Consider the following 25,466-nt stretch of genomic DNA (forward strand, 5'->3'; position numbering starts at 1 on the left):
GTCGCCGTCGGTGCTGCCGTCGCTGTCGTCGTCTCGTCGGGTGCCGCCTGGGCCTGGGCCTCGGTGTCGCTCACGCTACGCCTCGCTTTCGTCGTGCGCGGCCGAGTGCAGGGCACCCGCCGCTTCGGTTCGGATCGACGCGCTCACGCGGGCGCGGTCGGTAGGGTCAAGGATGCGGAAGTAGCTGTCGACGACCTGGCCCGCGGCATCCGCGTGCGGCTGGAGACGCCAGCGGAGCAGGAGCAGTCCGCCGGTCTCGACGGCGCGGTCGATGGTCCAGGTGGCGTCTTCGAGTCCGGTGATGGCCGCCATCGGGATGAAGACCGGGTTTTCGCCGACGAGATCGAGCAGAACGCCGTTCCTCGTCACGGTGATGAGGGCGCGGGCCCGGAAGCCGAGGCCGCGGATATTCAGGCGCTCGAGCTGTCGGCCTTCCCGTGTCGTCGCGACGTAGAACGCTTCGGCGGTCGCGAGCACGGTGTCGGCCGTGTCCGGTCCTGGCAGCGGGTAGCCGGCGGCGAGGGCGGCATCGCGCCGGGTGCGCGCGCGCCAGCTGCGCAGCATGAGTGCGAGCACGGCCAGGAGGACGATGCCGATCAGTACGGCGGGGATGGTGCTATCCATGCTGGGGTTCCTCTCGTCCGCCGAGTTCCGCGGGTGCCCGGAGAACGCCGTCGAGCACGGTCGCCGTGCCGCGGTGGAAGACGGCGACGACGCGGCCGGGCAGGGTCATCGCGAGGTAGGGCGAGTTGGTGCTCTTGCCCGCGAGGTCGTCCCTGCCGAACTCCCGGCTCGCGGCCGGGTCGTAGAGCGTGACGTTGGCGGGGGCGCCGACCTCGAGCGGCCGGCCCTGGCTCGCGAGGCGCCCGATCCGTGCCGGGGCGGCCGAGAGCACCCGGGACACGTCCCGCCAGTCGAGCAGGCCGGTGTCGACGACGGATGCCTGCACGACCGAGAGCGCGGATTCGAGCCCGACCATCCCGTTGGCGGCGGCATCCCATTCGCAGTCCTTGGACTCGACGGGGTGCGGCGCGTGATCGGTCGCGACGATGTCGATCGTGCCGTCGGCGAGTCCGGCGCGGAGCGCGTCGACATCTTCGCGGCGGCGCAACGGCGGGTTGACCTTGTAACGGGCGTCGTAGCCGCGGACCAGGTCCTCGGTCAGGAGCAGGTGGTGCGGCGTTGCTTCCGCGGTCACGTTGATCCCACGGGCCTTGGCCCAGCGGATCACGTCGACGGCGCCGGCCGTCGAGACGTGGCAGACGTGCAGGCGGCTTCCGACGTGCTCGGCGAGCAGCACGTCGCGGGCGATGATGGATTCCTCCGCGACAGCGGGCCAGCCGGCGAGGCCGAGTTCGCTCGAGAGCGCGCCCTCGTTCATCTGGGCCTTCTCGGTGAGGCGTGGTTCCTGGGAGTGCTGGGCGATCACGCCGTCGAAGGCCTTGACGTATTCGAGGGCGCGACGCATCAGAAGCGGGTCGGAGACGCAGAATCCGTCGTCGGAGAAGACCCGGACACGGGCACGGCTCGTCGCCATGGCGCCGAGTTCGGCGAGGCGCTCCCCCGCGAGCCCGAGGGTGACGGCACCGATCGGCTGGACCGTGACGTACCCGGCCCGCTCGCCGAGGGCGAGTACCTGTTCGACGACGCCGGCGGTGTCCTGCACCGGCGAGGTGTTGGCCATCGCGAAGACGCTCGTGAAGCCGCCGATGGCGGCCGCCTGGCTGCCGGTGAGGATGGTCTCGCTCTGCTCGTAGCCCGGTTCGCGCAAGTGGGTGTGCAGGTCGACGAGGCCGCGAAGGGCGAGGAGGCCGTCAGCGTCGATCACCGTGGCGCCCGCGTGCGAGAGGGCGGTTCCGAGTTCCTGGATCCGGCCGTCGGCGAGCAACAGGTCGGTGCGGGTGCCGTCGGCGAGGCGTGCGTTCCGGATCAGGTACCGGGTGGCCGTGTTTTCCATTTAGCTTTCCTCCCGGTCGCCAGACATGAGCAGGTACAGTGCCGCCATACGTATCGAAACACCGTTCGCGACCTGCTCGAGGACGGTCGATGCGGCCGAATCTGCGGCGGCTGAGGAAATCTCCAGGCCGCGGTTCATCGGGCCGGGGTGCATGACAATGCTAGTCGGCGCGAGCCGGGCGAAGCGTTCATCGTCGAGTCCCCAGCGCCGCGAGTACTCGCGGCTGTTGGGGAAGAACGCCGCGTTCATGCGTTCCTGCTGGATCCTGAGCATCATGATCACGTCAGGGCCGGCGTCGATCGCGTCGTCGAGATCGAAGCTCACGGCGGCCGGCCAACCGGTCATGTCCATCGGGAACAGGGTGGGCGGCGCGACCATGGTGACTTCGGCGCCGAGTGTCGTCAGCAACCACAGGTTGGAGCGCGCGACCCGGGAGTGCAGCACGTCGCCGACGATGGTCACCGTCACGCCGTCGAGGCCCTTGCCGCGCGACGCAGCCTTGTGCAGACGACGGCGGATGGTGAAGGCGTCAAGGAGCGCCTGGGTCGGGTGTTCGTGGGTGCCGTCCCCCGCGTTGATGATGCCGGCGTCGATCCAGCCGCTCGTCGCGAGCACCTGGGGGGCACCGGATGCCGGGTGCCGGATCACGACACCGTCCGCGCCGATCGCGGCGAGGGTCTGCGCGGTGTCCTTGAGGCTCTCGCCCTTGGAGACGCTCGACCCCTTGGCGCTGAAGTTGATCACGTCGGCGCTCAGCCGCTTCGCTGCCGCCTCGAAGGAGATCCGGGTGCGGGTGGAGTCCTCGAAGAAGAGGTTCACCACGGTCTTACCGCGAAGCGTCGGGAGCTTGCGGACCTCGCGCGTGGAGACATCAGCCATGTCTTCCGCAATGTCGAGGAGCGTGATGGCGTCGTCGCGGCTGAGGTCCTTGGTGGAGAGGAGGTGCTTCATTCCGCGCTCCCGCCGTCGATGCTCACGAATTCGTCGCCGTCGACCTCCAGGAGGTGCACGTTGATGCGTTCCTCAGTGGAGCTCGGGAGGTTCTTGCCGACGAAGTCGGCGCGGATCGGCAGCGCGCGGTGGCCGCGGTCGACGAGGACCGCCAGACGCACGATCGCGGGGCGGCCGTGGTCGCCGAGGGCGTCGAGGGCCGCGCGGATGGTGCGCCCGGAGTAGAGCACGTCGTCGACGAGCACCACGGTCGCGCCGTCGATGCTCGCGGGCACGAGGGTGCGGGACGGCGTGCGGGTACGGGTGTGGGCGAGGTCGTCGCGGTACATCGTGACGTCGAGGGACCCGGAAGCCACGGGTGCCGCGGCGGGTTCGATCCGCTCGATGATGTCGGCGATCCGCCGCGCGAGGGCAACGCCCCTCGTCGGGATGCCGAGGATGACGAGATTGTCCGGTCCCCGGTTGGACTCCAGGATCTCGTGGGAGATCCGAGTCAAAGCCCGGGTTATTTCAGCCTGGTTGAGCACGATGCGTGACAAAACGAAGGCCTCCTTCCCCGCCTCACCGGACGGTTGTTAAAGGATGGCTGTTACCGTCATCCATCGTAGCAGCCGCCCGGTCAGTCGCGGTTGGGTGGCCCGGTGAGAACTTGGTGGGCGCGGTGCCGGTTCGGTGGCCGCCAGAGCCGTTGCGGGTCGATCAACCCCGGAGCCCGCACTTGTGGCGATCCCTTGACCATGCGGATCTCCCACCCCGACGTGTCGATGGTGTGGTGGTGGAACCAGCACAGGAGGACCCCGTTGTCGACATTCGTCGGTCCGTCCTTCGCCCAGGGCTTCACATGGTGCACCTCGGCCCAGTGCGCGGGGGCTTTGCAGCCGGGGATGATGCACCCGCCGTCCCGGGCGGTGATCGCCCGCCGTTGAGCCCGGTTGAAGTACCGCCGCTCCGGGCCGAGCTTGAGCACTTGGTTGTTCGCCCCGAACAACACCCCTTGGAAGCCACCGTCACAGATCCGCTGATGCACCGTCTTGAGCGACACCGCCGCTTCGACGCCGTCGATCCACCCGACGCCGACCCCGGATTCGAGATCGGCGGCGTTCACGTGCACCATCACCGTCGGCGCCGACCCGCCCATGCTGGGCGTGCCCTCATCGCGAGCGGCGTGTTCGATCAACGCCCGGAGAATGTCGGCGCGTTTCTCCCCGCTGGTGCGGGTGTCCTGGCGGCGTTCCCGCAGCTCCGCTTCGATCACGTCCAGCTCCGGGCCGGTGCCGGCGTCGCCCGCGGTCTCGGCGCCGGGGATCATCTGCCCGGAATCCATCAGCGCCTGTTCCTCTTCGGTGGGGAACGCGGGCCGGGCATGGAAGCTGAGGAACGCGTCGAAGAGGGTATTCATCATCCCGAACAGTTCCGGCGTCACCCCACCCTTCACCGGATACAGCCCGTTCTTCAACTGGCCGAAGCCGATGTTCGACTTCGCCTCGAACACATCCTCCTGCGGCAGGACGCCGTCCGGGTCGAGGAAGGCCTGCCACTGGAGCACCATGCCGCGGATCAGATCCGCGGCCGCGGGGACCCCCGCGCCGGCGAGGTTCTCGGTTTCCGGAGTGATCAGACCGGCCGCCGAGGCGACCAGAGCACGTTCCGCCGTCAGCAGGTCATCCGGCGCCACCCGGTGACTGATCGTCTGAAGCCCCGTCACGATCAGCTCCGCGGTCTCCACCCCGATCTCCCCCGCGGTCAGGGCGGCCCCAACGGTCGGGAACAACGGCGGCAACCAGCTGCTCCCACCGCACGGCCGCGGCAACACCGCGTCCCCGAGCTTCGTGCGTCGCTTCACTTCCCGCGCCGACACCCGCGTCACCCGGGTCAGGACGTCCCAGGGGCCCTTGCAGCCCATCCTCCAGGCCAGCCCGTCCCGGCCGAGCACCCGGGCCCGCCGGTCCACATCCGTCGTCGTGTTCACCCGGGCCGCATCCACCGTCCGCCCGATGGCCTCGACTTCTTTCAGCGCCGTGACGGCTTCCGCATCACTGAGCAACCCGACCGGGATCGCCGCCAGCGCGTCTGCGAGGGCCGCCTGGATCTCGGCGAGCCGGGCGACAACATCCGCATGAACCGACGGCACCGACCCGGCCAGCCCCTCAGCGCCCTCAAAACCTTCAGCAACCGCAACCGGATGGGTCGACTTGACGTAACCGCCCGAGGATTCGACCGACGACTCGGTGGATGCGAGGCCCGCCGTGATGGGCTGTTCTCCCGCGGCCCCGGAACCGGTTGTCGGCGGGGTGTGTGACTGTGGATCCGAAGCTCCTGCCATACCCCGATTCTACCCCGAATCGAACACTAATGCGAGGCTTGCTCACCTAATTTTGGGCTTCTCATCACGAGATTCAAAGCTGAAGACGAGTGTGTCCGCACTCGTGGTGCCGAATTCAGGAGATGCGCCCGGGCGAGCGACAGCGGCCCGCGGACCAGTGCGGCCGATCCCGACCTGCAGCAGGCATCTCCTGAATTCGGGACGCTCACCTTCGTGTTGAACGGCCGCGGCGCGCAGCTCACGTGCGAGAGCGTCCTTACGGGCCAGGAAGGCGCGGAATCGAGTCAATGTGTACGTGAGTGGGTCAGTGGGTATCTCGGTGAGTGACTCAGTGGAAAAGGGTCTCCTTGACGAGGCTGCCGTCCCTGGCCCAGGTACGCCAGACGCCGATCTGACGGCCGCGGTCGAACTCTCCGGTACGCATCAGCGTGCCGTCAGTGCGGAACCACTCCCACTCACCGTGCAGCTCGCCGTCGAGGGTGCTCCCGCTTGCCTTGGTCTGGCCGTTGGCATAGTGGTCGACTCGCGACACGGGGGCGCCGTCTGGTGCAGCGGAGGATGGGATCGGCTCTGGACTCACACGCCCAGTCTGCCAGCGGACGGCTCGCGCCGACAGTGTGGGAGTGACGTCAACGCCGGCCACGGTGCAGGACGCCCGCCGACCACAGCGCCCAGACCACGAGAAGGGGCTGGAAGAGGAGCCGGATGCCGCGGGCCCGGTCCGAGTCGAGGCCGAAGGCATCCGTTCTGGTCACGAACTGAGCGATGTTGCCGGGGAAGACGGCCACAAAGAAGACGGCAACGAGCCACCCGACCGTGATCCGGCGGCCAGGCAGGGCGACGAGTGCGCCGCCGAGGCCGACCTCGGTGACACCGGAGAGAAGCACGACGGCGTCCCGGTCGAGAGGCACCCACGAGGGCACCTGTGCGAGGAATTCCGCGCGACTCCAGGTGAGGTGGCTGATGCCGGCGAACAGCAGGAAGGCGCCGAGCGCGATCCGGCCGATCGTCCGCGGTAGTGATGTCTTCGTCGACGACGTGCGGACCGATACCGACTTCTCTGCTGCTCTGGACATCTCCCCAGTCTGACATCCCTCTCTGCGATGCGGCCGTGCCCTAGCATCGAGGACATGGCATTCATCCACCGCGCCCAGCTTCGGCCGTCCAAGCTTGAACTCGTCGAACCGTGGCTGCGGACACGGTCCTGGTTCGCCGGCGATCCCACCGCTCCCCTGACCTCCGCCGGGGCGTACCGTTTCGACGATCCGGCGGGTGAGGTCGGCATCGAGACCCTGCTTGTGCGCGCCGGCGACGGCCCGGTGCTCCAGGTTCCGCTGACGTATCGCGATGCGCCCCTCGAGGGCGGAGAGGCCTGGTTGATCGGAACGATGGAACACTCGGTCCTGGGCCGTCGCTGGACGTACGACGCCGTCGGGGATCCCGCGTACATCGCCGCGCTCGCAACGGTGATCTTCTGTGGTGGCACCCAGGCCGACGAATTCGTCGACGTCGAGGGGGACCTCGTCTTCCGCGAGTCCACGGCGACCGTCGCCGGCAGCGGCCCGGCGGATGCCCCCGCTCCCGTGCTGCTGACGACCGGCGCCATCTCGACCAGCGACGAGCCCGATTCGACCGTCGTCGTCACTGGTTCCCTGCGTCTCGTCATTCTCCGGGCGCCCGGCAGCCCGGAGGCGGAGACGAGCGTGCTCGCCGCTCGGAGGACAGCTGGCGGCGGCGCGGAGCAACTCTCCGGAACCTGGACCGCCCAACCCGAAGAACGGGTCCTGGCCCTGGCCAACTCGCTCTGACGCCAACGACTGCACCGTCACATGGTGTTTACCGACCAGCAGTTGCGGTCGGGCCCGTCACACGTCAGGATTGTCCCGCGGCAGGCATCCGCTGGCGAAAGCACGCACAGATGAAGGACTTTGATGAACCGGACGGACCTCGTTCAGTTGTTTTCCGTCGTGGACGCCGGCCCCGCCCGGTGGGAGGTCCGTCACGACGTGACGGATGAGCTCGCGGGTATCCTCGAGCGCACACCGCGCGGCTTCCTCCTGGTGAACGAAGACGGGCAGCGGATCGGCAGCTTCGACTCGATCCCGAGCGCCCTCGAAGGCCTCTACGCAGTCTTGTAGCGGTCCGGCCGTCTTAGGCCGGAATGCCCTCAGGCGCCCGACGTTCCCTGGGTCGTCGCCTGGCCGGAGCCGGAACCCGAGCCGGAGTCGAGGAATGCCTCGAACTCACGGCTGTCGGTGAGTCCACCCGGGTATTGGGCGCCGTCGATGAGCACGGTCGGCGTGCCCTGGATCGAGTCGATCTCCGCGCCGGGGATCGGCCCGTTCAGGGCGTCGTCGGTGTTCACCTCCGACCACAGCTGGTACTCGCCTCGCGCGATGCAGTCCGAGATGTCGGTGCCGGTGGGCGCGAGCGCTGCGAGCTGGCCATCGGTCAGACCCTGGCTGTTCTCCTCCGGCTGGTTCGCGAACAGGGCCGCGAGGTAGTCGAGGGTCGCGTCCGGGCTGACCGTCGCCACGCACGTGAGGGCGGCGGATGCTCGGGTCGAGTAATACGTGCCCTGCGAGGCCTGGTCGAGGAAGGTCAGCGCGTGAATCCGGAGGGTGATCGACCCCCCGTCGACGCGGCTTGCGAGCAGTGCGCCGTTGGTGGCTTCGAACTGGCCGCAGTACGGGCACATCGGGTCGATGTACTCGTCCACGATCGTGCTCCCGGTGCCGACGGAGAGGTACCCGTCGTCGAAGTGGGCCGCACCGAGCGTTCCGCTCGGGAGGACCCCCTGCGAGGCATCCGGTTCGCTCGTCGCCGAGGCGACCGGCCCGCCGACACCGCCGCGCTGGGCCAGGTTCACGAAGAGGTGCCCGAAGGCCGCCGCGAACACGATCGACAGAACGACGATGACCGTGGTCGACGCGAGGCCGACGTAGCCGAGCACGAGCCCTGCGATGGCGAGGCCGCGCCCCCGCTCACCGCGGCGGGCGATCTGTCCGAGCGCGAGGTGCCCGGTGATCACGGCAACGAGCGACACGGCGAACGCGGAGACGAGCGAGACGATTGCGAGCGTGTTCGTCGGCGGAACCTGAGGGAAGCCCTGCTGCTGTGGGGATGGCGCTGGGAGTCCCTGCTGCGGTGACGCCGGCAGACCCGGCTGTTCCGGGTAGGACGGATACGGCTCTGGCGTGTCGTTGCTCATGATCTTCCCCCGGGCTGACGGAACGGTATGGGTCGAGCCTAGGAGGCAGCCGGCGCAGCGGGCGCCGGTGGAGCGGTCTGCGCGATCCTGCCGAGGAGTCCGTTCACGAAGCCGGCCGAATCATCCGTCGAGAGGATCTTCGCGGCCTCGACGGCCTCGTCGATCGCGACGGCGTGCGGAACGGCGTCATTGAACAGGATCTCCCAGATCCCGATCCGCAGGATGGCCCGGTCGACGACCGGCATCCGCTTGAGCGTCCAGCCTTGCGAGTACGTCTCGATGAGTTCGTCGATCTCCTCGCGGTGATCGACGACGCCGTCGACGATCTCGCGCGCGTACAGCCAGGAGGCCATCCGGGCGGGCTCGCTCGCGGCGCGCTGCGCCTCGGCGGCGAGAGACTCGGGGATCGTGGTCTGCCGCACGTCGGCGGCGTACAGGATGTCGAGCGCGCGCTTACGCGCCTTCGTTCGTGCGCTCACTAGTTGACGCGGCCGAGGTAGTCACCGGTGCGGGTGTCGACCTTGACCTTGGTGCCCTGTTCGAGGAACAGCGGGACCTGGATCTGGTAGCCGGTCTCCACGGTGGCGGGCTTGGTGCCGCCGGTGGAGCGGTCGCCCTGCAGGCCGGGCTCGGTGTACGTGATTTCGAGCACGACGGATGCCGGCAGCTCGACATACAGCGGGTTGCCGTTGTGGAGGGCGATGGTCACGTTCTGGTTCTCGAGCAGGAAGTTCGAGGCGTCACCGACGACGACGCTGGAGACGGTGAGCTGGTCGAAGTCGGACACGTCCATGAAGACGTAGGAGTCGCCGTCCGCATACAGGTACTGGAAGTCCTGGCGGTCGACGTTCTCGGTCTCGATCTTCGCTCCGGCGTTGAAGGTGCGGTCGACGGTCTTGCCCGTGACGACGTTCTTCAGTTTGGTGCGAACGAAAGCGCCGCCCTTGCCCGGCTTGACGTGCTGGAAGTCGGTGACGGCCCAAAGCTGGCCGTCCATGTTGAGGACGACGCCATTTCGGATATCGGCGGTTGATGCCATGGAAAGCGGTTCCGTTCAGTCAGTTCAGTTAGGAAGGTGCGCGGCCGAATCGGCCTCAAACGAGTGTAGTTGCCCGCGAGCCCACAGCCAAAGGCTGACCGAGGGTCACTCCGCGAGGTCGGCCACCCCGGAGTCGTGCGCGACGAACAGGCCGAGGATCGGCAGCACCTTTCCGAAGGACGCCCTCAGCTCGCGGGCCCACGCCTGGTCCGGAGCGGTGAGCGCCGCACCCCCGGGTCGCTCCAGTGTCAGTACGACGCTGCCGCCCGGTGCACAATCGGCCAGGATCGTGGTGATGCCCGAGGCCATCTGCACGCTGTCCCCGGGATCGGGACGCAGCGGAATCCCGCCCACCGGGATCACCAGCGGAAGCTGCCGGCCCGCGGCGTCGAAGAGCATCAGCCAGAGCTGGCGGCTGATGGCGTGACCGACCAGGTCGGCGACCCGCTCCCGCGCTTCGTCGAGGGAGGTGACGGGTGGCTGGTCTTCGATAGAGAGGGAAGAAGGGGTCATGCCGGACAGGATGCCCGGCCGAGCCAGCTCCGCCGCGGTTGTCCACAGACGGATGCCGTGAACGGGCTTGTTGAGGACGGGGCCGCCGACGGAGTCAGCCGAAGCTCTCCATCAACCGGGACCGGATCAGGAACCGCACGCCGCGAGGAGCCTCGAGGGAGAAACCGCTCCCCCGGCCGGGAACGACGTCGACCGTGAGGAAGGTGTGACTCCAGTATTCGAACTGCTCCGCCGAGATCCAGAACTCGACCGGCTGCGGAGCCTCGTCGGCCGGGGCGATGTCGAGCACGCCGAGGAGCACGTCCCGGTCTGAGGTGATGAACTCACCCGCCGGGAAGCACATCGGGGAACTGCCGTCGCAGCATCCGCCGGACTGGTGGAACATCAGCGGCCCGAACTGGGTCTGGAGTTCACGGAGGACATCCACCGCCGCCGGCGTGAATTCGACGCGCGGCGTGGTCTCCCCCGGAACCGTGACGGAGGCGATGACCGTGGACGTTGCGGGCGCTGCTGGCGACATTGCCTGGCCTTTCGGGTTCGATACCCGCTCGCTGGGCAGCGGGCGGGATGCACCAACGGTAGTCGAGGTGCGGGACGGTCGAAAGGGGCCACCGGTCGATACCGACGGCCCCTCTCGATACCGGTGCCGTTTAGAAGAAGCCGAGCGGCTTCTCCGAGTAGGACACGAGCAGGTTCTTGGTCTGCTGGTAGTGCCCGAGGGCGAGCTTGTTGTTTTCGCGACCGATGCCCGAGCTCTTGTAGCCGCCGAACGCGGCCCCGGCGGGGTAGTGGTGGTAGTTGTTGATCCACACTCGCCCGGCGTGGATGTCGCGGCCGGCGCGGTATGCGACGTTGCCGTTCCGGGACCAGACGCCGGCGCCGAGCCCGTAGAGGTTGTCATTGGCGATCGAGATGGCGTCCTCGTAGTCGGAGAAGCTCGTCACCGCGAGGACCGGTCCGAAGATCTCCTCCTGGAAGATGCGCATCTTGTTGTTGCCCTCGAAGATGGTCGGCTGCACGTAGTAGCCGCCGCTGAGGTCGCCGCCGAGGTCGACGCGCTCTCCGCCGAGGGCCAGCCGGGCACCCTCCTGCTTGCCGATGTCGATGTAGGAGAGGATCTTCTCGAGCTGGTCGTTGCTCGCCTGCGCCCCGACCTGGGTGTCGGTGTCGAGCGGGTTGCCCTGGATCGCCTTGCGGGTGCGCTCGATGGCGCTGCCGAGGAAGCTCTCGTAGATCGGCTTCTGCAGGAGCGCCCGGCTCGGCGCCGTGCAGACCTCGCCCTGGTTGAAGGCGAAGAGCACGAAGCCCTCCTGGGCCTTGTCGTAGAAGCTGTCCTGCTCCTGGGCGACGTCGCTGAAGAAGATGTTCGCGCTCTTGCCGCCGAGTTCGACCGTGGCCGGGATGATGTTGGCGCTCGCATACTGCAGGATCAGGCGACCCGTGGTGGTCTCCCCCGTGAAGGCGATCTTGCGGATGCGCGGGGAGGAGGCGAGCGGCTTGCCCGCCTCGAGACCGAACCCGTTGACGATGTTGAGCACGCCGGGCGGCAGGATGTCGCCGATCAGTTCGATCAGCACCATGATCGACACCGGGGTCTGTTCTGCCGGCTTCATCACGATCGCATTCCCGGCCGCGAGGGCGGGAGCGAGCTTCCAGACCGCCATCAGGATCGGGAAGTTCCACGGGATGATCTGGCCGACGACGCCGAGCGGCTCATGGAACTGGTACGAGACGGTGTCGTTGTCGAGTTCGGCGTGGTCGCCGTCCTGCGAACGGATCGCCGCGGCGAAGTAGCGGAAGTGGTCGCTCGCGAGCGGGAGGTCGGCGTTGAGCGGCTCGCGGATCGGCTTGCCGTTGTCCCAGGTCTCTGCGACGGCGAGCAGTTCCTTGTTGGCGTCGATGACGTCTGCGATCCGGTTGAGCACGGCGGCGCGTTCGGTCGCCGTGGTCTTGCCCCACGCCGGGGCGGCCCGATGGGCGGCGTCGAGTGCAAGTTCGATGTCCTCCGCGGTTCCGCGGGCGACCTCGGCGAACGGCTTTCCGTTCACCGGCGAGATGTCTTCGAAGTACTGTCCCTTGACGGGCTTGACCCAGCCTCCGTTGATCCAGTTCTCATAGCGGGGCTTGAAGGTGACTTTGGCGCCCGGGGTCCCGGGGTTGGCATAGACGGTCATTTCTCTCCTCGTCGACGACGTTGTCGGTGGGGTCCGCCTGCTGCGGACCTGGGCCGAGCGTACGCGGCGAGACCGTTGCGTCAGGGTTGCGGGAGGTTGCGCCCGGCGCCAGGGGCGCCGGAGTCGGCGAGGTCCGACTCGATCTTCCCGAGGCGCGCGACGACGGATGCCCGTTTCGGCGACCGGGGCGGCAGCAGTTCCAGGCAGGCGCGCCAGACCTCCTCGTCCCAGGCGGCCTCGTCGCTGCGGGCGTATTCGAGGAGCAGGTCGGGGCTCGCGTCGCTCAGCAGCACCTGGCGCAACCGGGAACTGATCTCCGAGCGGATCTCGACGATGCCCGGGGCGACGGAGGCAGGCAGCAACGGCCCGCGATAGGTGCCGAGGGCGACCCGGTGCGCGCCGCGTTCGAGGAGCGCGAGCACGCGCTGGGCGTCGAGCTCGACCGGTGAACCGAGCCGGTACGGCCGGGAGGCGATCGAGAGGGGCGGCTCCGTCCCGTCCAGCACCTTGCGCAACCGCACCATCTCGGCGCGGAGGTTGTCGACGGAGTTCGGCTGGTCGCTCAGCAGCTGGGACAGCCTGTCCGCGGTGAGGCCGTCCCGGTACCAGGCGAGCAGGGTGAGGATCTCGGCGTGCCGCGGGCTGAGCTCGAAGGACGCGAGCCCGTTTTCGAGGAAGCCGGTGTCGCGCCCGAGCACAGACACCCGTGCGTTCGTCGGGCGCCTCTGGGCCGACGGTGCGGGTGTCTGCGCGAATCCGGCGACCCGCATGACCGCGTGATCGCGTGGGGCGCCGCGGCCGAAGCCGGCGTCGTTTCGCCCGCGCAGCCGCTGGATGCGCAGTTCGGCCTCCATCGCCCACGCTGCGGCCTCGACGAGCGGGAGCGTCTGGGGACCGACGGCGTCGTCGCCGCCCGTCACGTCGATGACGCCCAGGATGCTGCCCGAGTCCGGGTCGTGGATCGGCACGGCCGTGCAGCTCCACGAGTGCGCCAGCCAGTTGAAATGCTCCGCACGCTGGATCTGGATACCGTGGTCGAGGGTGAGGGCCGTTCCGGGCGCGCTCGTCCCGACCCGGCGTTCCGACCAGTCTGCTCCCTCGACGAACAGCATGCCTTCCGCCCGGCGCCGGACGGCACGGTCGCCGTCGATCCAGAGCAGCCTGCCGGACTCGTCCCCGATGGCGACGATGAGGCCGGACTCGAGGGAATGCCGGATCAGGAGGTTCTGGACGACGGGGAGCACCGCGGAGAGCGGATGCCGGTCACGCAATTCCCTGAGGGCGTCTGACGACAGTTCCGGCTCCGGTGCCGGTCGGGCGGGATCGATGTGCAGCGACAGGGACCGTTCCCAGGATTCCTGGACGAGCCTGCGGACGCCACCACGGGCATCCGCGAGCAGGGTCGAATCGGTGCGGGCGTTCACCCCGTCGAACGGCACGATGCTGCCCGATCCCGGACCGGGGGTGGTCCCCCACGCGGTGCCGAGTGCCGAACCGACTGCGGTCTCGTGCGCCCTGGCCAGCTTCAGCACGACGTCCCGAACGGGTTCGCCTGTCGACCCCACGGTCCACTGGTTCACGGTGTGTCCTCCGATCGACTCTGGTCGGCGACCGGGTCCCTGCCCGCTCAGGGCATCATTCTAGGACCCATTCCTGCACGACGGCGCTAGGACCCGATTTCCTGGTACGCGGCGAAGAGCAGCGAGGCGTCCGGGCCTTCGAGCACGGTCGGCTTGCCGATGTCGTCGAGCACGATGAAGCGGAGCATGCCGCTGCGGGTCTTCTTGTCGCGCTGCATCGTCGCGAGCAGGGTGCTCCACCGGCCGACAGGGTAGCTGGTCGGCAGGGTGAGCGATTCGAGGATGCTGCGGTGCCGGTCTGCCGCCTCGTCGGACAGCCGTCCGCTCAGCCGGGCGAGCTCTGCGGCGAACATCATGCCCACCGAGACGGCGGCGCCGTGGCGCCAGCCGTACCGTTCGGCGTGCTCGACGGCGTGGCCGAGGGTGTGCCCGTAGTTGAGGATCTCGCGCAGGCCGGACTCCTTGAAGTCTGCGCCGACGACGCGGGCCTTCATGTCGATCGCGAGTTCGAGCACGCGGCGGAACTGCGGCGTCTTCGGGTCGGTCACGGCGGCGACATCCGCCTCGACGATGTCGAGGATCTCGGGCACCTGGATGAAGCCGGCCTTCACGATCTCGGCGAAGCCGGCGAGGATCTCGTTGCGGGGCAGGTCGTCGAGGGTGTCGAGGTCGCAGATCACGGCGGCGGGCGCGTAGAAGGTGCCGACGAGGTTCTTGCCCTCAGCGGTGTTGATGCCGTTCTTGCCGCCGACGGCCGCGTCGACCATGCCGAGCACACTCGTCGGGAGCTGGACGAGGCGCACGCCGCGCAGCCAGGTCGCGGCGACGAAACCCGCGAGGTCGGTTGCGGCTCCCCCGCCGAAGCCGATCACGGCGTCCGTCCTGCTGAAGTCGGCCTGGCCCATCACCTGCCAGCAGAACGCGGCGACCTCGACGCGCTTGGCGGCCTCGGCGTCGGGGACCTCGGCGATGAGCACCTCGTAGTGCGCGAGCAGGCCTTCCCTGAGGGCGACGGCGCGTGCGCCGAGGGTCGAGGTGTGCACGATGAGCACCTTGCCGACCTTCGGGCCGAGCTGTTCTGCGACTTCGGCGAGCAGGCCCCTGCCGATGATGACCGGGTAGCTGTCGACCCCGGACACCGTGATGACGGTGGTCTCGGTGGTCTCGGTGGTTTCGCTGGTCTCGGTTGTCTTGGGAACGTCAGTCATGGGTGTTCTGCCCTCTCTGGATCCAGGCCACGACATCGTCGGCGATGGAGTCCATCTGGCGATTCGAGGTGTCGATGTGGAGGCCGGCGAGCTCTTCGTAGAGCGGTCGGCGAAGTTCGTAGATGCGGATCCAGTCGGCGAGGCCATTGGCCAGGAGCGGCCGCTTGCCGCCGTTGATCCGACCGGCGACGGCCTGCTCCGTCACGCTCAGGTACACGACCCGGCAGCGGGCGAGGTCCGCGCGGGTGCCTGCGTCGAGCACGGCTCCCCCGCCGAGGGAGACGACCGCCCGGGTGGCCAGGGCCTGGCCGACGGCAATCCGTTCCAGCGCACGGAAATGCTCCTCGCCGTACCTGCTGAACAGGTTCGCGACGGACCCGTGCCCGGAGACGATGAGTGCGTCGGTGTCCACGAACGGGACGCCGAGTACCCGCGCCACCCGCTTGCCGACCTTGGTCTTGCCGGCGGCCATCGGTCCGATCAGCACGAGCGGGAAGTCCGGCAGGTCACCGTTCCCCGCCTGTGCCTGCGTCGGAGGCAGTTCCGGCATTACCGTCCCGCCGTTGTCACAGCGAGGCGTCGCTCGACGCGCCGGTCTTGAGGTTGCCGGGGATGTGCGCGAGGTAGGACTCGAGGTTGCGCCTGGTCTCGTCGATCGAGTCTCCGCCGAACTTCTCCAGCACCGAGTTGGCGAGGACGAGCGCGACCATGGCTTCGGCGACGACGCCGGCGGCGGGCACGGCACAGACATCCGACCGCTGGTGGTGGGCGGGAGCGGCCTCGCTCGTCGTGACGTCGACGGTGCGCAGTGCCCGGGGGATGGTCGCGATCGGCTTCATGCCGGCCCGGACCCGCAGCACGGTTCCCGTGCTCATGCCGCCCTCCGTGCCGCCGGCACGGTCGCTGACCCGCTGGATGCGGCCGTCGGACTGCACGAGCTCATCGTGCGCGTGCGAACCGCGGCGGGTCGTGGTGAGGAAGCCGTCTCCGACCTCGACGCCCTTGATCGCCTGGATGCCCATCAGCGCAGCGGCGAGCTGGGAGTCCAGTCGGCGGTCCCAGTGTACGAAGGACCCGAGACCGGGCGGCAGGTTGTATGCGAGCACCTCGACAACGCCGCCGAGGGTGTCGCCGTCCTTGTGGGCCTGGTCGACCTCGGCCACCATGAGCGCGCTCGTCGCCGCGTCGAAGCAGCGCAGCGGGTCGGCGTCGAGGGTCTCGAGGTCGTCCGGCTGCGGCAGCAGGGCATCCTCTGGCACGCGCACGGGCCCGATCGAGAGGGTGTGGCTGACCAGGCGGATGCCGAGCTCGGCCAGGAAAGACCTGGCGACGGCGCCGAGGGCCACCCGTGCGGCGGTCTCGCGGGCACTGGCGCGCTCGAGGACCGGCCTGGCTTCGTCGAAGCCGTACTTCTGCATGCCGACGAGGTCGGCATGGCCCGGCCTCGGCCGGGTCAGCGGGGCGCCCCGGCCGCGGGTGCTCTGCACCTCTCCTGGCGCGGTCTCGACGGGGTCCGCACTCATCACCTCCGACCACTTGGGCCATTCGGTGTTGCCGATCCGCAGCGCGACCGGACCGCCGAGGGTGAATCCGTGCCGGACGCCGCCGGAGATGGTAAGTTCGTCCTGCTCGAACGTCATCCGGGCACCCCGGCCGTAGCCGAGTTTGCGGCGCGCGAGATCGAGGCGGATCGAATCGAGTGTGACCGGGATCCCTGCGGGCAAACCCTCGACAATGGCGATGAGTTCGGGGCCGTGGGACTCTCCTGCGGTGAGCCAACGAAGCATGCCCACTATCCTTCCACAGGCTTTCCCTGGCTCACGCGCTCAGGCAGTGGCAGTGGCCGGGTCAGTGTCATTGTCGTGCGCTCAACCATATTCGGGGTGGTCCTTCATCCAGGCCTGCCACTGGGCAACGCCGGCTTCGTGTTCGGCTGCGGTCGTGGAAAAGATGGTCTCGCCGGTGTCGAGGTTCCAGGTGACGAAGTACAGCCAGGTTCCGTCTGCGGGGTGCAGGGCCGCCTTGATCGCGATGTCCCCCGGGTTCGAGATCGGGCCGACCGGGAGTCCGGGGTGGACATAGGTGTTGTACGGGTTGCCCGCGTCGGCGCGTTCGGCATCCGTCGTGGTGACGACGTTCGTGTGCCCGGTGCCGTATGCCACCGTCGCGTCGGACTGCAGCAGCCCGCTCTCCCACTGTGCGGGGTCGAGCCGGTTCAGGAACACCCTGGCGACCTTGGGGTAGTCGGCGGCGAGGCCGGCCTCCCTCTGGATCAGCGCGGCGAGCACGATGGTCTTCCATCGGTCGGCCGGTGCGACCCCTGCGGAGTCGAGGGCCTCGAACTGCCGGTCCACGAGGGTCTTGAGGGCGTCCTTCGCGGTGACGCCCGGAACGAAGGTGTACGTCGCCGGGAACAGGAAACCCTCGAGAGTCGTGGCCTCTGGGGGAAGGCCGAAGGCCGCGACGTCCGTGGAGGCCGCCTGGAGGTCGGCGAGCGGGATGCTCGTGCCCTCGCTGACCAGTTGCAGAATGTCGGCCTCCGCCGTGCCTTCCGGGATTACGACGGTCAGTTCGAGCTTGCTGGCGGGGTCCTGCAGCGCGGTGAGCGCAGCGCTCGCGCTCATCTTCGTCATCAGCTGGTATGCGCCCGGCTGGAAGACCGGTGCGGGGGTGACCTTCAGCAGGAGCTTGTAGAAGGCGTCGTAGCTCTTGACGACGTCCTGGGCCACGAGGGTGTTCGCGATGTCGGATCCGGTCTCGCCCTCATGGATCATGACAACGACCTTCGCCTCGCCGGACCCGGAATAGTCTGCGGGGCCCGCGAGTGTCGCCCGAAGCTGATCGATCGGACCCTGCAGCGCTACGGCCGCGCCCGCAACGAGCGCCACGAGCACGACGAGGGCGATCAGGCAGCCCCACGGGCCCTTGCGGCGCCGTTTGGCCGGCCGTGGTGGCTCGGAGCCGAGCTGGGAGCGGCGGCTCGACCGTGAGGTCTGCGGAGCCTCGGTCGTGGTGCGGAGGGACCTGCGGGTGGGGAAGGCACCGTCGGCGTCTGCGCCTGACCGGCCGGGATCGCCGGAAGCCGGTGTCTCGTCGTGCGGAGTCAGCAGGCCCGCCCACGGATTGACCGGGGGTTCCGCACCGGGTGCACCGGGTGCTCCGGCCGCGTGACTACCGTGCGCGTCCGGCGCCGGTGAACTCGTTCCTGCCGGGTCGTCCCGGGGGTCGAGCGAGGGATGGGGCACGATCAGGACCCTTCGATCGGAGCTGCGGGCGACGTGGTCGCGGAGGGAACCGTCGGCACGACGGCAGGCACGACGGCCGACCCGGGCGGATGCCCGAGACCGCGTTCCGTGTCGAGGGCGTGCTGCAGGATGATGGTCGCCGCGACCTGGTCGATGACCGGACGCTGGGTCTTCGCCTTGCGGCCAGCGGTGCGGAGGACGCCTTGCGCTGCGACGGTCGACAGCCGTTCGTCGACGAGGCGCACCGGAACGGGAACGGCCAGGGCGAGGGTTTCAGCGAAGCCGACGGCATCGTTCGTCGACGCGGTGTGGTTGCCGGAGAGGGCGAGCGGGAGGCCGACGATGACCTCCATGGCGCCGAGGTCCAGGACGACGGCGGTGATCCGCGCCACGTCGGTGGCGCCGCTCCCGTCCCGGGGCACGGTTTCGACGGGGGTCGCGAGCATGCCGCGCGGGTCGCTCATCGCGAGGCCGATCCTGGCCTTGCCGACATCGACTCCGACCCGCACGCCATGCCGCATTCTTCAGCCCGCGATCGTGGTGCGAACAGCGGCAAGGGCGCCCGCGATCATGTTCACGTCGGTTCCGCCGCCCTGGGCGAGGTCGTCCTTGCCGCCTCCGCCGCCGCCGAGGATGCCCGCGACGAGCTTCGCGAGGGCCCCGGCGCGCTGGCCGCCGTCCCGTGCCGCCGCGTTGGTCGCCACGATGATGACGGGCTTGTCGTCGACGACGGCCGCAAGTGCGACGACGGCAGGGTCGGATCCGAGCTGGGCCCGGGTGGCGGTGACGAGCATCCGCACGTCATCGGGCGAGTTGAGTGTGCCGAGGTTCTCGGCGACGAGACGCACAGCCCCTGCGCGCTGGGCAGTCGCGACGAGCGCGGGAACGCGTTCGGTGAGTGCCTTCGCTTCGAAGGCCGCGATCTTCTTCTCTGCGGTCTTGAGGCTCGTGAGCAATTCGCCGATGCGTTCGGGCAGTTGTTCCTTCGGCGTCTTGAGGTTGGCGGTCAGCTGGGAGACGATCGCCCGCTCGGCTGCGAGGTCCCGGAAGGCCTCGAGGCCGACGAGGGACTCGACCCGGCGGTTGGTCGAACCGACCGAAGCCTCGCTGACGAGGTTGATCATTCCGATCTCGGCGCTCGAACCCACATGGGTCCCCGCGCAGAGTTCCCTGGACCAGGGTCCGCCGATGTCGACGACGCGGACCCGGTCACCGTACTTCTCGCTGAAGAGCGCCATGGCGCCGAGCGCCTTCGCCTCCGCGAGGGGAAGCTCCCGGGTGACGACGGGCAGGTTGTCGCGGATCGCGTTGTTGGAGATCTCCTCGATCTCGCTGCGGGTCGCGGCCGACAGCGCCTGGTTCCAGGAGAAGTCGAGACGGAAGAACCCGGCCTTGTTGTATGAGCCGGACTGGTGCGCGTTCGGGCCGAGGACCTGGCGCAGTGCCGCGTGCAGCACGTGGGTTCCGGAGTGCGCCTGGCGGGCGCCACGGCGCCAGTTCGGATCGACAACGCTCGTCGCGGGGTCTCCGACGCCGACCTCTCCGCTTGTCACGTGCACCTTGTGGCTGATCAGGCCCTTGACGGGCTTCTGGACGTCGAGGACCTCGAGCTCGTAGCCGCGGCCGACGATGAGGCCGGCGTCGGCCTCCTGGCCGCCGGACTCGGCGTAGAGCGCCGTCTCGGCGAGGATCACTTCCGCGATCTCACCCGCGACCGCCTTCGTGACGGACGCGCCGGCGACGATGATCCCGAGCACGCTGGATTCGGTCTGCAGTTCCTCGTAGCCGGTGAAGACGGTCTCGCCGGAGGCTCGGAAGGCACTGTAGACGGAGAGATCGGCGAGATGGGTCTTCTTGGCTTTCGCATCCGCCTTCGCCATCGAGCGCTGCTTGGCCATCAGGGCGTCGAACGCGGACCGGTTGACGCTCAGCCCGGCTTCCTCCGCCATCTCGAGGGTGATCTCGATCGGGAACCCGTAGGTGTCGTGCAGCAGGAACGCCGTGTCTCCCGCAAGCTCGGTCTTCTTCGCCTTGATGGTCTTCGCGACCGCGACGTCGAGGACGGTGCTGCCGCTCGCGAGGGTACGGAGGAAGGTCTCTTCCTCGGCGTACGCGCCCTGGCTGATCCTGGCGTAATCGCCGTGGACCTCCGGGTACGCGCTCATCATGGCGTCCCGCGCGGCGGGGAACAGTTCGGGGAACGTCGCCACGTCCACGCCGAGCAGGCGCATGGCGCGCACGGAGCGGCGCATCAGACGACGGAGGATGTAGCCGCGGCCCTCATTGGACGGCGTCACGCCGTCGCTCATCAGCATGAGTGAGGAACGCACGTGGTCCGCGACGATGCGCATCCGCACGTCATCGTCGTGCACGGCGCCGTAGCGGCGTCCGGAGAGCGCGGCAGCCCGGTCGAGGACCGGGCGGACCTGGTCGATCTCGTACATGTTCTCGACGCCCTGCTTGAGGAACGCGACGCGTTCGAGACCCATGCCGGTGTCGATGTTCTTCTTCGGCAGGTCGCCGAGGATGACGAAGTCGTTCTTGCCCGTGCCCTCGCCCCTGAGGTACTGCATGAAGACGAGGTTCCAGATTTCGACGTACCGGTCGTCGTCCGTCGCGGGGCCGCCGTCTGCGCCGTATGCGGGGCCGCGGTCGAAGAAGATCTCCGAGCAGGGGCCCGCGGGTCCGGGCTGGCCGGTCGACCAGTAGTTGCTGTCCATTCCGAGGCGCTGGATGCGCTCCTCCGGCAGGCCGAGCGCCCGCCAGTAACGGAACGCCTCGTCGTCGTCCTGGTAGACGGTGACCCACAGGTCTTTCTCCTGGAACCCGTAGCCGCCGTCGGCCTCCGAGGTCGTCAGGAGCTCCCACGCGTAGCCGATCGCCTGTTCCTTGAAGTAGTCTCCGAAGGAAAAATTGCCGTTCATCTGGAAGAACGTGCCGTGGCGCGGCGTCTTGCCCACTTCTTCGATGTCGTTCGTCCTAATGCATTTCTGCACGCTCGTCGCACGCGGATACGGTGCGGGGACGAGTCCGGTGAGATAGGGCACAAAGGGCACCATCCCGGCGACGGTGAACAACAGGGTGGGGTCGTCGCTGACGAGCGACGCCGACGGTACGACGGTGTGTCCGCGGTCGGCAAAGAAGTCGAGCCAGCGCCCGCGAATTTCAGCAGTCTGCATGGGTTCCGTAGTTCGTTGAAGAATGAATAGGCGAAAAAGTAGAGAAGCCCGAGCGGATGCTCAGGGGCGGGTCGTGCCGCCGAGTGCGTCGGTTCCGGCGTCGGCGACGTCGCCGAGGGCGTCGCGCAGTTCTGCCTCGCGCTTGCGGTAGCCATCGGAGATGGCCTCACCGAACTCACGCGCCTTGGTGTCGAGGTCGCTGAAGAACAGCTTGCCCTGACGGGTGTTGTTCGCTTCATGCGCGATCAAGAATCCGACGCCGACCCCGATGACCAACCAGATGAAATTCTTCATGACAAATGCTCCCTGAACGGTGTGGAGACCCTGATAGAAATGCGCGACGGCCGCGCGAGTGGTGCGGTCGGCCTATCCCGGACTCGACCAGCCTCTTTCCAGCGTAGCCGACTACCCGCGCCGACGACCTGCGCGCGTCGGGGATGCTGCGCGAAAACCCGCCCTCACGGCGGCGGAGAAGCCGGCGAGTTTGATGAGCGGTCCGCCGACGGTCGCGGCGAACAGCGCGACGAGTGCCGAGACGTTGCCCGTCACATCCGCGACGTTTCCGGTGATCGTATCGACCCTGGCCAGCTGTTTGTTGGTCTCCTGCAGGGTGGTCGTCGTCTCGGACAGGAGCGGAGTGACGTTCTGGCTCAGCTCGTGGATCGCGAGGGTCGTCTCGTCGAAGACCCGGCCGAGCTTCAGCAGCGGAACGGCGAGCAGCCCGACGAGAACAGCAAACACGACGGCGGCAGCGAGGCCCGCGATATCTCCACCTGACACTGGTGACTCCATCCATTCCGAAAGGTTCATACGTTGACTCCCGGCCGACAGCACCGGTTAACGCACGAAGCGGACCACCCCTGGGGGTGATCCGCTCTCCAGCGTAGTTCAGATGCCGCCGGACGGCGGGCAGGGGAACCTAGCGGGCTGCGTAGTACTCGACGACGAGCTGGACTTCACACGTCACGGGGATTTCGATGCGCTTCGGGCGACGCACGAGGCGGGCCTGGAGCTTGTCGATCTCGACCTCGAGGTACGGCGGGAGCTTCGGGAGCACGTCGACGTGTCCGCCGGCTGCGGCGACCTGGAACGGCTCCATGCCCTCGCTGCGAGCCTTGACGTGGATGAGCTGACCCGGCTTCACGCGGAAGGAGGGGCGGTCGACGAGCTGGCCGTCGACGAGGATGTGACGGTGCACGACCATCTGGCGGGCCTGCGCGGTCGTGCGGGCGATTGCCGCGCGAACGAGAAGGGCGTCGAGACGGGTCTCGAGGATCTCGACCAGGTTTTCACCGGTCAGGCCCTGGGCGCGACGGGCCTCTTCGAAGGCGATCTTGAGCTGGGCTTCGCGGATGCCGTACTGGGCCCTTAAGCGCTGCTTTTCGCGGAGACGCACGGCATAGTCAGAGTCGGTCTTGCGCTTGGTGCGACCGTGCTCGCCCGGAGCGTACGGACGCTTCTCGAGGTAGCGGGCGGCCTTCGGGGTCAGGGCGATGCCCAGGGCCCGCGACAGGCGGGTCTTACTGCGGGTACGTGACTTGGTAGACACGGTGTCCTTTCAATGGAACGAGCAACAGACAAAGTGGAATCCAGGGCGCCAGCGTGTGGGCCGGCGTCATGGGAGATCAGAGGGGTGTGCCACGGGGTGCCCGGCTACAGGGCTCCCTCTCCAACCTGGAATCGGACGCAGCCGCATGCCGATGCCAGTTGTAGGCCTGAACAGACTACCACACCGGACCCGGCCGGCCATGCCTGGGCTGGACCCGGCGCGGGGGCCCGGAGTCACTCGCCGCGGATGATCCGGCGCAGCTTGGCGAGGCGTGCCGAGACCTCTCGCTCATTGCCGTGTTCGGTGGGTTCGTAGTAGCGGACGGCCGCGAGTTCGTCCGGCGGGTACTGCTGCTGCACGACGCCGAGGGTGTCGTCGTGCGGGTAGCGATACCCCTTGCCGTGCCCGAGTCGTTTGGCGCCGGCGTAGTGGGCGTCGCGCAGGTGCTTCGGCACCCGGCCGGTCTTGCCCGCGCGCACATCGGCGATCGCCGCGTCGAGCGCGAGGTACGAAGCGTTGGACTTGGGCGCGGTCGCGAGGTGCACGACGGCCTGGGCGAGCGGGATCCGCCCCTCCGGCATCCCGATGAGCTGCACGGCGTCGGCGGCGGCGACCGCGATCACGAGGGACTGGGGGTCTGCCATCCCGATGTCCTCCGAGGCGAGGACGATGATGCGGCGCGCGATGAATCGCGGGTCCTCCCCCGCCTCGATCATCCTCGCGAGATAGTGCAGCGACGCATCGACGTCCGATCCCCGCACCGACTTGATGAAGGCGCTGATCACGTCGTAGTGCTCATCCCCGTTGCGGTCGTAGCGCAAGAGCGCCCTGTCGACGGCGAGGGCGACCGTGTCGCTCGTGATGACGGGGCGGGCGTCAGGCACGTCTGCGGCCTCGCCATCGACCTCGTCATCGTCATCGTCATCAGTCCCCGATGACAACGCAGAGACGGATGCCGCCTCGAGCGCCGTGAGGGCACGGCGGGCGTCGCCGGAGGCGAGCCTGATAATGGTCGCGCGGGCCTCGGGTTCCAGCACGAAGCGATCGGCCAGTCCGCGCGCATCCGTCACGGCCCTGTCGATGACGACCCCGAGGTCCTCGTCGCTGAGCGTCTCGAGGGTGAGCAGGAGGGACCGGGACAGCAGGGGGGCGATCACGGAGAACGACGGATTCTCGGTCGTCGCTGCGACGAGAATGATGACGCCGTTTTCGACGCCGGGCAGCAGTGCGTCCTGCTGGGCCTTGCTGAACCGGTGGATCTCGTCGAGGAAGAGCACGGTCGACAGCCCGTAGAGGTCGCGGCTCGTGCGTGCCTCCTCCATCACCTGCCGCACGTCGCGCACCCCCGCGGAGACCGCGGAGAGTTCGACGAAGCGGCGGCCGGAACTGTGCGCGATCGCCTGGGCGAGGGTCGTCTTCCCGGTGCCCGGCGGACCCCAGAGGATCACGGACACCGCGCCGCGCTCCCCCGACTTGTCGCTGGCCAGACTGACCAGGGGCGAACCGGGGGTGAGCAGGTGCCGCTGGCCGGCCACTTCGGCGAGGGTCGTCGGTCGCATCCGTACTGCGAGAGGTGTTGCGCCACTGCGCAGTCCGGGTTGTCCATCGACCATGCCTCCAGCGTAGTTCGCACCGCTGACACCGGCGTTCGAGCGGCAGTGCTCGCGTTGTAGAGTTCAAGCTGGTCGCGGAAGACATCCGCACAGCATCCTGGAGGACAGCCGTGGCAGCGAACAAGAAGCAGGATCGCGACGAGCGCGAGGCCCGCATCCGGGTTCGCGCGTACCAGGCACGCCGGGCGGTGCACGAACACCAGCAGTCCCGTCGCCGCAGGGACAACGTCGTGGCCGGCATCGCCGTCGTCGTCGTCGCCGTGCTCGCGGTCGTCGCCCAGGTCTACTTCTTCAACGGCGGGCCCGGTACTCCGGCGCCGAGCTCCTCCGCGACGGCCACGCCAACGGCCACGGCCACCCCGACCGCCGCCGCCGGCGCGAACACCGGGACCGTCCCGCCGAGCACGCTCGCAGAGGGCCGCACCTGGACAGGAACCCTCGGCCTCAACGGCATCAACCTCGGAATCGAACTCGACGGTGCCGCGGCCCCCCAGGCGGTCTCGTCCACGATCAGCCTCGCCCAGTCCGACTTCTACTCCGACCTGACCTGTCACCGGCTGACGACCTCGGGGATCTACGTGCTCCAGTGCGGCGACCCGGCCGGCGACGGTTCCGGCGGCCCCGGCTACAGCTATGGTCCCGTCGAGAATGCGCCCGCCGACAACGTCTACCCGGCCGGTTCCATCGCGATGGCGCGCCAGAGCGCCAACGGATACAGCCAGGGCAGCCAGTTCTTCATCCTCTACCAGGATTCGACCATCCCGTCGGATGCCGCGGGCGGCTACACGGTGATCGGCCATGTCACGAGCGGCCTCGACCAGGTGAAGGCGCAGATCACGGATGCCGGAGTCGCCGACGGTTCGACGGACGGCGCCCCGAAGGTCACGACCTTAATCAGCGCCTTCAGCGTCCAGTAGTTCCAGC

The 25,466-nt window shown here is 68.5% G+C and carries 27 protein-coding genes; 3 read left to right on the forward strand and 24 right to left on the reverse strand.

The features are described 5' to 3' along the window. Positions 1-75: 75 nt before the first annotated feature. The 7 genes from E3O44_RS01810 to E3O44_RS01840 form a co-directional block, all read right to left on the reverse strand. A complete protein-coding gene (locus tag E3O44_RS01810) occupies positions 76-624 on the reverse strand; it encodes a PH-like domain-containing protein (RefSeq protein ID WP_134531956.1) in 549 nt (182 codons plus the stop codon). Further along, complete coding sequence (locus E3O44_RS01815) at positions 617-1,957, reverse strand: dihydroorotase (protein WP_134531957.1); 1,341 nt, start codon at positions 1,955-1,957, stop codon at positions 617-619. The genes E3O44_RS01810 and E3O44_RS01815 overlap by 8 nt, the downstream gene beginning before the upstream one ends. Further along, positions 1,958-2,908: an aspartate carbamoyltransferase catalytic subunit gene (locus E3O44_RS01820; protein ID WP_134531958.1), complete on the reverse strand. Its 951-nt coding sequence runs from the start codon at positions 2,906-2,908 to the stop codon at positions 1,958-1,960. It abuts the gene before it with no gap. After that, positions 2,905-3,447 (reverse strand): bifunctional pyr operon transcriptional regulator/uracil phosphoribosyltransferase PyrR, encoded by a 543-nt coding sequence (gene pyrR / locus E3O44_RS01825; RefSeq protein ID WP_134531959.1) that lies wholly within the window; start codon positions 3,445-3,447, stop codon positions 2,905-2,907. Before pyrR ends, E3O44_RS01820 begins: the two co-directional genes overlap by 4 nt. A gap of 80 nt (positions 3,448-3,527) precedes the next feature. Then, positions 3,528-5,231 (reverse strand): HNH endonuclease signature motif containing protein, encoded by a 1,704-nt coding sequence (locus tag E3O44_RS01830; RefSeq protein WP_134531960.1) that lies wholly within the window; start codon positions 5,229-5,231, stop codon positions 3,528-3,530. A 328-nt stretch (positions 5,232-5,559) separates the two neighbouring features. Continuing rightward, positions 5,560-5,811: a toxin-antitoxin system YwqK family antitoxin gene (locus E3O44_RS01835; protein ID WP_134531961.1), complete on the reverse strand. Its 252-nt coding sequence runs from the start codon at positions 5,809-5,811 to the stop codon at positions 5,560-5,562. A gap of 49 nt (positions 5,812-5,860) precedes the next feature. Beyond that, positions 5,861-6,307: a DoxX family protein gene (locus E3O44_RS01840; RefSeq protein WP_134531964.1), complete on the reverse strand. Its 447-nt coding sequence runs from the start codon at positions 6,305-6,307 to the stop codon at positions 5,861-5,863. A 54-nt stretch (positions 6,308-6,361) separates the two neighbouring features. Here E3O44_RS01840 and E3O44_RS01845 point away from each other — a divergent pair, with 54 nt between their 5' ends. Then, positions 6,362-7,039, forward strand: a complete 678-nt coding sequence (locus E3O44_RS01845) for a CG0192-related protein (RefSeq protein WP_134531966.1) — start codon at positions 6,362-6,364, stop codon at positions 7,037-7,039. Positions 7,040-7,162: 123 nt separating this feature from the next. After that, positions 7,163-7,369, forward strand: a complete 207-nt coding sequence (locus tag E3O44_RS01850) for a hypothetical protein (protein ID WP_134531968.1) — start codon at positions 7,163-7,165, stop codon at positions 7,367-7,369. A gap of 29 nt (positions 7,370-7,398) precedes the next feature. Here E3O44_RS01850 and E3O44_RS01855 read toward each other — a convergent pair whose 3' ends face one another. The 17 genes from E3O44_RS01855 to E3O44_RS01935 form a co-directional block, all read right to left on the reverse strand. Then, on the reverse strand, positions 7,399-8,442 hold the full coding sequence (locus tag E3O44_RS01855; RefSeq protein WP_134531969.1) for a thioredoxin domain-containing protein: 1,044 nt from the start codon (positions 8,440-8,442) through the stop codon (positions 7,399-7,401). Between the two features lie 38 nt (positions 8,443-8,480). Beyond that, positions 8,481-8,921: a transcription antitermination factor NusB gene (nusB, locus tag E3O44_RS01860; RefSeq protein ID WP_134531971.1), complete on the reverse strand. Its 441-nt coding sequence runs from the start codon at positions 8,919-8,921 to the stop codon at positions 8,481-8,483. Next, positions 8,921-9,481 (reverse strand): elongation factor P, encoded by a 561-nt coding sequence (gene efp, locus E3O44_RS01865; protein WP_134531973.1) that lies wholly within the window; start codon positions 9,479-9,481, stop codon positions 8,921-8,923. The genes nusB and efp overlap by 1 nt, the downstream gene beginning before the upstream one ends. A gap of 105 nt (positions 9,482-9,586) precedes the next feature. Beyond that, the gene (locus E3O44_RS01870; protein WP_134531975.1) at positions 9,587-9,994 is read right to left on the reverse strand and encodes a hypothetical protein; all 408 of its coding nucleotides are present in this window, start codon (positions 9,992-9,994) and stop codon (positions 9,587-9,589) included. A 94-nt stretch (positions 9,995-10,088) separates the two neighbouring features. Next, a complete protein-coding gene (locus E3O44_RS01875; protein ID WP_134531977.1) occupies positions 10,089-10,514 on the reverse strand; it encodes a DUF779 domain-containing protein in 426 nt (141 codons plus the stop codon). A 130-nt stretch (positions 10,515-10,644) separates the two neighbouring features. Further along, positions 10,645-12,168 carry an acetaldehyde dehydrogenase ExaC gene (gene exaC, locus E3O44_RS01880; protein WP_134531979.1) on the reverse strand — a complete coding sequence of 508 codons (1,524 nt, stop codon included), beginning with the start codon at positions 12,166-12,168 and terminating at the stop codon, positions 10,645-10,647. Between the two features lie 80 nt (positions 12,169-12,248). Further along, positions 12,249-13,748: a GAF domain-containing protein gene (locus tag E3O44_RS01885; RefSeq protein ID WP_241975946.1), complete on the reverse strand. Its 1,500-nt coding sequence runs from the start codon at positions 13,746-13,748 to the stop codon at positions 12,249-12,251. Positions 13,749-13,834: 86 nt separating this feature from the next. Continuing rightward, on the reverse strand, positions 13,835-14,956 hold the full coding sequence (gene aroB / locus E3O44_RS01890) for a 3-dehydroquinate synthase (RefSeq protein ID WP_134531981.1): 1,122 nt from the start codon (positions 14,954-14,956) through the stop codon (positions 13,835-13,837). Beyond that, the gene (locus E3O44_RS01895) at positions 14,949-15,506 is read right to left on the reverse strand and encodes a shikimate kinase (RefSeq protein ID WP_134531983.1); all 558 of its coding nucleotides are present in this window, start codon (positions 15,504-15,506) and stop codon (positions 14,949-14,951) included. Before E3O44_RS01895 ends, aroB begins: the two co-directional genes overlap by 8 nt. A 16-nt stretch (positions 15,507-15,522) precedes the next feature. Beyond that, a complete protein-coding gene (gene aroC / locus E3O44_RS01900) occupies positions 15,523-16,743 on the reverse strand; it encodes a chorismate synthase (RefSeq protein ID WP_134531985.1) in 1,221 nt (406 codons plus the stop codon). An 81-nt stretch (positions 16,744-16,824) separates the two neighbouring features. Further along, on the reverse strand, positions 16,825-18,201 hold the full coding sequence (mltG, locus tag E3O44_RS01905) for an endolytic transglycosylase MltG (protein WP_241975948.1): 1,377 nt from the start codon (positions 18,199-18,201) through the stop codon (positions 16,825-16,827). A 2-nt stretch (positions 18,202-18,203) separates the two neighbouring features. Next, entirely contained in the window at positions 18,204-18,722 is a 519-nt protein-coding gene (ruvX, locus tag E3O44_RS01910) for a Holliday junction resolvase RuvX (RefSeq protein ID WP_174775016.1), read from the reverse strand. 3 nt (positions 18,723-18,725) lie between these two features. Continuing rightward, positions 18,726-21,380: an alanine--tRNA ligase gene (alaS, locus tag E3O44_RS01915; protein WP_134531991.1), complete on the reverse strand. Its 2,655-nt coding sequence runs from the start codon at positions 21,378-21,380 to the stop codon at positions 18,726-18,728. A 60-nt stretch (positions 21,381-21,440) separates the two neighbouring features. Then, entirely contained in the window at positions 21,441-21,674 is a 234-nt protein-coding gene (locus E3O44_RS01920; RefSeq protein WP_134531993.1) for a hypothetical protein, read from the reverse strand. A 111-nt stretch (positions 21,675-21,785) separates the two neighbouring features. After that, on the reverse strand, positions 21,786-22,160 hold the full coding sequence (locus tag E3O44_RS01925; RefSeq protein ID WP_134449458.1) for a DUF948 domain-containing protein: 375 nt from the start codon (positions 22,158-22,160) through the stop codon (positions 21,786-21,788). A gap of 139 nt (positions 22,161-22,299) precedes the next feature. Further along, the gene (rpsD, locus tag E3O44_RS01930) at positions 22,300-22,929 is read right to left on the reverse strand and encodes a 30S ribosomal protein S4 (protein WP_134449457.1); all 630 of its coding nucleotides are present in this window, start codon (positions 22,927-22,929) and stop codon (positions 22,300-22,302) included. Positions 22,930-23,162: 233 nt separating this feature from the next. Continuing rightward, entirely contained in the window at positions 23,163-24,542 is a 1,380-nt protein-coding gene (locus E3O44_RS01935; protein WP_134531994.1) for a replication-associated recombination protein A, read from the reverse strand. Between the two features lie 110 nt (positions 24,543-24,652). On the opposite strand from E3O44_RS01935, the gene E3O44_RS01940 reads away from it, so the two are divergent. Next, positions 24,653-25,459 carry a peptidylprolyl isomerase gene (locus tag E3O44_RS01940; protein WP_134531996.1) on the forward strand — a complete coding sequence of 269 codons (807 nt, stop codon included), beginning with the start codon at positions 24,653-24,655 and terminating at the stop codon, positions 25,457-25,459. The last annotated feature ends 7 nt before the right edge of the window (positions 25,460-25,466 follow it).

Origin of the sequence: Cryobacterium algoricola, assembly GCF_004402485.1 — a bacterium.
In the GTDB taxonomy this organism is placed as follows: Bacteria; Actinomycetota; Actinomycetes; order Actinomycetales; family Microbacteriaceae; genus Cryobacterium; species Cryobacterium algoricola.

What these genes read in the sequence shown, in the direction of transcription:
- E3O44_RS01810 (WP_134531956.1), bottom strand. Translation starts at nt 624, where the DNA reads ATGGATAGCACCATCCCCGCCGTACTGATCGGCATCGTCCTCCTGGCC.
- E3O44_RS01815 (WP_134531957.1), bottom strand. Translation starts at nt 1,957, where the DNA reads ATGGAAAACACGGCCACCCGGTACCTGATCCGGAACGCACGCCTCGCC.
- E3O44_RS01820 (WP_134531958.1), bottom strand. Translation starts at nt 2,908, where the DNA reads ATGAAGCACCTCCTCTCCACCAAGGACCTCAGCCGCGACGACGCCATC.
- E3O44_RS01830 (WP_134531960.1), bottom strand. Translation starts at nt 5,231, where the DNA reads ATGGCAGGAGCTTCGGATCCACAGTCACACACCCCGCCGACAACCGGT.
- E3O44_RS01840 (WP_134531964.1), bottom strand. Translation starts at nt 6,307, where the DNA reads ATGTCCAGAGCAGCAGAGAAGTCGGTATCGGTCCGCACGTCGTCGACG.
- E3O44_RS01845 (WP_134531966.1), top strand. Translation starts at nt 6,362, where the DNA reads ATGGCATTCATCCACCGCGCCCAGCTTCGGCCGTCCAAGCTTGAACTC.
- E3O44_RS01850 (WP_134531968.1), top strand. Translation starts at nt 7,163, where the DNA reads ATGAACCGGACGGACCTCGTTCAGTTGTTTTCCGTCGTGGACGCCGGC.
- E3O44_RS01855 (WP_134531969.1), bottom strand. Translation starts at nt 8,442, where the DNA reads ATGAGCAACGACACGCCAGAGCCGTATCCGTCCTACCCGGAACAGCCG.
- efp (WP_134531973.1), bottom strand. Translation starts at nt 9,481, where the DNA reads ATGGCATCAACCGCCGATATCCGAAATGGCGTCGTCCTCAACATGGAC.
- E3O44_RS01870 (WP_134531975.1), bottom strand. Translation starts at nt 9,994, where the DNA reads ATGACCCCTTCTTCCCTCTCTATCGAAGACCAGCCACCCGTCACCTCC.
- E3O44_RS01875 (WP_134531977.1), bottom strand. Translation starts at nt 10,514, where the DNA reads ATGTCGCCAGCAGCGCCCGCAACGTCCACGGTCATCGCCTCCGTCACG.
- exaC (WP_134531979.1), bottom strand. Translation starts at nt 12,168, where the DNA reads ATGACCGTCTATGCCAACCCCGGGACCCCGGGCGCCAAAGTCACCTTC.
- aroB (WP_134531981.1), bottom strand. Translation starts at nt 14,956, where the DNA reads ATGACTGACGTTCCCAAGACAACCGAGACCAGCGAAACCACCGAGACC.
- E3O44_RS01895 (WP_134531983.1), bottom strand. Translation starts at nt 15,506, where the DNA reads ATGCCGGAACTGCCTCCGACGCAGGCACAGGCGGGGAACGGTGACCTG.
- aroC (WP_134531985.1), bottom strand. Translation starts at nt 16,743, where the DNA reads ATGCTTCGTTGGCTCACCGCAGGAGAGTCCCACGGCCCCGAACTCATC.
- ruvX (WP_174775016.1), bottom strand. Translation starts at nt 18,722, where the DNA reads ATGCGGCATGGCGTGCGGGTCGGAGTCGATGTCGGCAAGGCCAGGATC.
- alaS (WP_134531991.1), bottom strand. Translation starts at nt 21,380, where the DNA reads ATGCAGACTGCTGAAATTCGCGGGCGCTGGCTCGACTTCTTTGCCGAC.
- E3O44_RS01920 (WP_134531993.1), bottom strand. Translation starts at nt 21,674, where the DNA reads ATGAAGAATTTCATCTGGTTGGTCATCGGGGTCGGCGTCGGATTCTTG.
- E3O44_RS01935 (WP_134531994.1), bottom strand. Translation starts at nt 24,542, where the DNA reads ATGGTCGATGGACAACCCGGACTGCGCAGTGGCGCAACACCTCTCGCA.